This is a genomic window from Companilactobacillus bobalius, from assembly GCF_009764355.1.
On the sequence record NZ_LNUA01000041.1, the window covers coordinates 1 to 3,996 of the forward strand.

3 protein-coding genes are annotated in these 3,996 nt (G+C 43.4%); 2 read left to right on the top strand and 1 reads right to left on the bottom strand.

Going from position 1 to position 3,996, the window contains the following annotated elements; translation table 11 throughout:
- Positions 1–243 precede the first annotated feature (243 nt).
- Both ATN92_RS12540 and ATN92_RS12545 read left to right on the top strand, forming a co-directional pair.
- On the top strand, positions 244–675 hold the full coding sequence (locus tag ATN92_RS12540) for a CopY/TcrY family copper transport repressor (RefSeq protein ID WP_002816262.1): 432 nt from the start codon (positions 244–246) through the stop codon (positions 673–675).
- Positions 676–927: 252 nt separating this feature from the next.
- A complete protein-coding gene (locus ATN92_RS12545; RefSeq protein WP_056950763.1) occupies positions 928–3,153 on the top strand; it encodes a heavy metal translocating P-type ATPase in 2,226 nt (741 codons plus the stop codon).
- Positions 3,154–3,227: 74 nt separating this feature from the next.
- Here ATN92_RS12545 and ATN92_RS12550 read toward each other — a convergent pair.
- Positions 3,228–3,996, bottom strand: a 769-nt coding sequence (locus ATN92_RS12550; RefSeq protein WP_158106621.1) for an MFS transporter, incomplete at its 5' end; no start/stop codon positions are given.

Below are 3,996 nucleotides of genomic sequence, written 5' to 3' on the forward strand. Positions count from 1 at the left end.
ATTCAGCAGATACTAGACAGGTTCTAAGAGGCATTTCACCATACTAACAAGAAAACCAAAAATTCCCAGATCATTAATTTAACATATCGTATCAAACCACGCCTGGAATATTATCTAGGCGTTTTTTTAATGTCATGGTATTTTCTGGCAGAAAGGTTGCATTATTGTGACTACAGTTGTAAACTAATAAGTGTTAAGAGGCTGCAAACGTAAACTTAGAATTCAATTAATGGAGGAAGCCAATTGAAGGATGCAAAGAATGTAACCATCACCGATTCTGAATGGATGGTTATGAGAGCAATTTGGACAATGGGACATGCGACTAGTCGTGAACTAATCGATGCTATGAACGAATTAGAAGGCTGGTCAGCTTCAACAACCAAAACGCTACTTCACAGGTTGATTCAAAAACAGGCGGTTGCGCAGCATGGCGGCAGTCGACCATTCACGTATAAGCCGGTTGTTGGCGAGAAGGAATCAATGGCGGCAGCGGCAGATGATTTGTTTGACCATATGTGTGCGATGCGGGCTGGTTCAACAATTGCCGGCGTTATTCAGTCAAGGGAACTCTCACGGGCGGATATTGCGAACTTACAGGCGATTCTAGCTGAAAAGGCCAAAACAGCGCCCGAGGAAGTTCAGTGTAACTGCTTGCCAGGTGATCAAACGTGTTAAGACTGTGGTGTTCTGTTTACTTTTAGGATTGCTGCACAAAAATCCAGAATCTGGGATTTCTGATGGCGGAAACTTATGAATTTTTGTCGTAATTCTCATTCATATAGTGGCATGGTGCTCCGCAAAGCAGAAGCCTAAATATAAGAACCTGGTGGAAAAATCCCGAGCCCGGGGATTTCCATACAAGGAACTTATATTCCGGCTTCTAACCGCTTTGCTACGCACACTTATTTTTAGGGGGGGTCGATAATCATGGCAAATAAAGAGGACCAGATGAACATGAAAAACATGAGTGCTAAGAATATGGAAAATAATGAATCAAATATGAGTCATATGGATCATGATGACATGAAAATGGATCACGATATGACCGAAACGGATCATAATCAAATGAACATGGATCACAGCCAAATGAATATGAATCACGAAACTATGAATATGAGTGGGATGAATCACGGTGATATGGATATGGCTGGGACCGACATGATGATGCACGGTGGCTCAATGATGCATATGGGGAATTTGAAAGTTAAATTTTGGGTCTCCGTTGTCTTAGCGATTCCAGTTTTACTGTTAGCACCAATCATGGGTTTAAACGTTTCCATCCTTAGTTTCAGTTCACCGCTAATTGTTGGCATTATCATCGTTTTGTTTGATACAGCACTTTACTTTTATGGCGGAATGCCATTTTTAAAGGGGGCTAAAGCGGAAATTCAGGATAAATCTCCTGAAATGATGACGCTAGTAACCCTTGGAATTTCCGTTTCGTATTTCTACAGTTTGTACGCATTTATTGCCAACAACTTCTTGAACCCGGCAAATCATGTAATGGATTTTTCGTTCGAACTTGCAACCCTGATTTTAATTATGCTTCTAGGACACTGGATTGAAATGAATGCATTGATGGGGGCTGGGGATGCCTTACAAAAGATGGCGGCCCTGTTGCCTAAGACGGCCCATCTAGTTACAGATAATGGTGAAACAAAAGAAGTGCCAGTATCTGATTTAAAAGTTGGTCAAGCTTTCCAAGTGCGTTCAGGTGAGAGTATTCCAGCCGATGGTGTTATTACGGCTGGGGAGTCGACCGTGAATGAAGCACTGGTAACCGGTGAATCTGCTGCCGTTACCAAGAACGTTGGCGATAAGGTCATTGGTGGTGCAACCAACAATAACGGGACGCTAACGGTTAAAATTAGTGGTACTGGTGACTCCGGCTATCTTTCTCAAGTAATGAAAATGGTTCAAAATGCCCAGCAAACTAAATCTAAAGCAGAAGATAAAGCTGATTTAGTTGCCAAGTATCTATTTTACGCGGCATTTGGTGTTGGGATTATTGCTTTCTTTGCCTGGTTACCCCAGGGATTGGCGACTGCAATGACGATCATGGTGACCGTCTTCGTGATTGCTTGCCCGCATGCATTAGGATTAGCGATTCCATTAGTGGTTTCTCGTTCTACTACGATTGGCGCTCAAAATGGGCTATTAGTTCGAAATCGCCAAGCCATTGAAGCAAGTCAACATGTTAGCCACGTTCTCTTGGATAAAACTGGCACGTTAACAGAAGGTAAATTTACGGTGAATGCATTGATTCCAAATGATGGGATTGACGAAACAACGTTATTAAGCCGACTGGCCGCCCTTGAAAATAATTCGACTCATCCGCTGGCCCAAGCAATCATTACTGAAGCCCAAGCGAAGGACATTGAAGTCGTTGCGGCTGAAAAGTCTCAAAATATTCCGGGCGTTGGTATTTCCGGTAATGTTGATGGCACTGACTATACGATTGTTAATGGTAACTATTTAACGAAGCAAGGGATCAGGTTTGACGAGGCCGCTGCTGATAAATGGGCTGCTAAGGGTAATTCCGTCAGCTTCCTATTGCAGGGCACCCAAGTTCAAGGAATGGTTGCTGAAGGCGACACCATCAAAGCGGGTGCTAAGGAATTAATTAGTGGTCTTCAGAGGCGAGGAATTACCCCCGTAATGCTCACTGGCGATAATCCAAAAGCCGCGGAACACGTTGCTAACTTACTAGGATTGACTGAATTCCATGCAGGCCTATTACCAGATGATAAGCAAAAGATTATTGCTGATTATCAAGCAAAGGGCAATCACGTCATCATGGTTGGTGACGGCGTAAATGACGCACCAAGTCTTGCCGCGGCCGATATTGGAATTGCAATTGGTGCCGGAACCGATGTTGCCATTGATTCCGCTGATGTTGTGTTGGTTAAATCAGAACCCAGCGATATTTTACATTTTCTTGATTTGGCTAAAATCACAAATCGGAAAATGGTTCAAAATCTCTGGTGGGGAGCAGGCTACAATATTGTCGCAATTCCACTCGCTGCCGGTGTGTTGTCATTTATTGGAATCATTCTAGACCCAGCCGTTGGTGCTGTGGTCATGGCGATGTCGACAATTATCGTGGCAATTAATGCGATGGGATTGACTGGTGAAAAGATTAAAAACGTGTAATTAAGTGATGACAAAAAGAGGAGAAAGATCAGCTGGTAGTCTGGTCTTTCTCCTCTTTTTGATCATCATGTTAATTACTTATCTGGTTGCTCAGTTAATTTCGCCAATTTTTGATGCAGCCTAATGTCATATTGCCTGGTAATTGGCATTAACACCGCGACCACCCCGCAAATGGCAGCACCGATTCCTGCAATCACAAATAGGCGTTCAATGCCAATCACATCAGCTAGGGGACCGGCAAAAATTAAGCCAATTGGTTCACCTAGATTCAACAAAGAATTCAAAACGCCTAGAATCCGCCCTAACTCTTCTGCTGGATAACTTTGTTGAATCATTGCCATTAAAAGCGTTGTAAAAAATGGGGTCGCAATTCCTTCAATGATGTTTAAAGCTGCGAACCATAAAAATCCGGTTTGGTTACTTGGCAAAATGCCGCTAATACCGGTTGGAATGCCAACCAGGAAAAACGCGATGATTACGGGCTTCATCCGGTCCTGCCACTTACCAAAGAGGCCAATGATAGTGCCGCCGATTAGCATGCCAGTTGAATAAATGGCTTCAATTAAGCCAGCCTGACTAACGGTTCCCTGAAAGTATTTCATGGTCATGAGTGGATACATGCTGGCAGCAGGCATGTAGGTTAGTGTGAAGACGGCGCCGATCAACGTAATGTACCACAAGCCCTTGTTGTTCGTAAGTTGTTTGATCCCCAAGCGGGTGTTGTGGAGCACATGCATTGGCTGATCAATTTTTTCATTGTTAGGAATTTGAACCCACGTTAAAATACAAATCCCAATGATGGCCCCAAGTACGTCTAAGAACCTGTCTAGTATCTGCTGAATC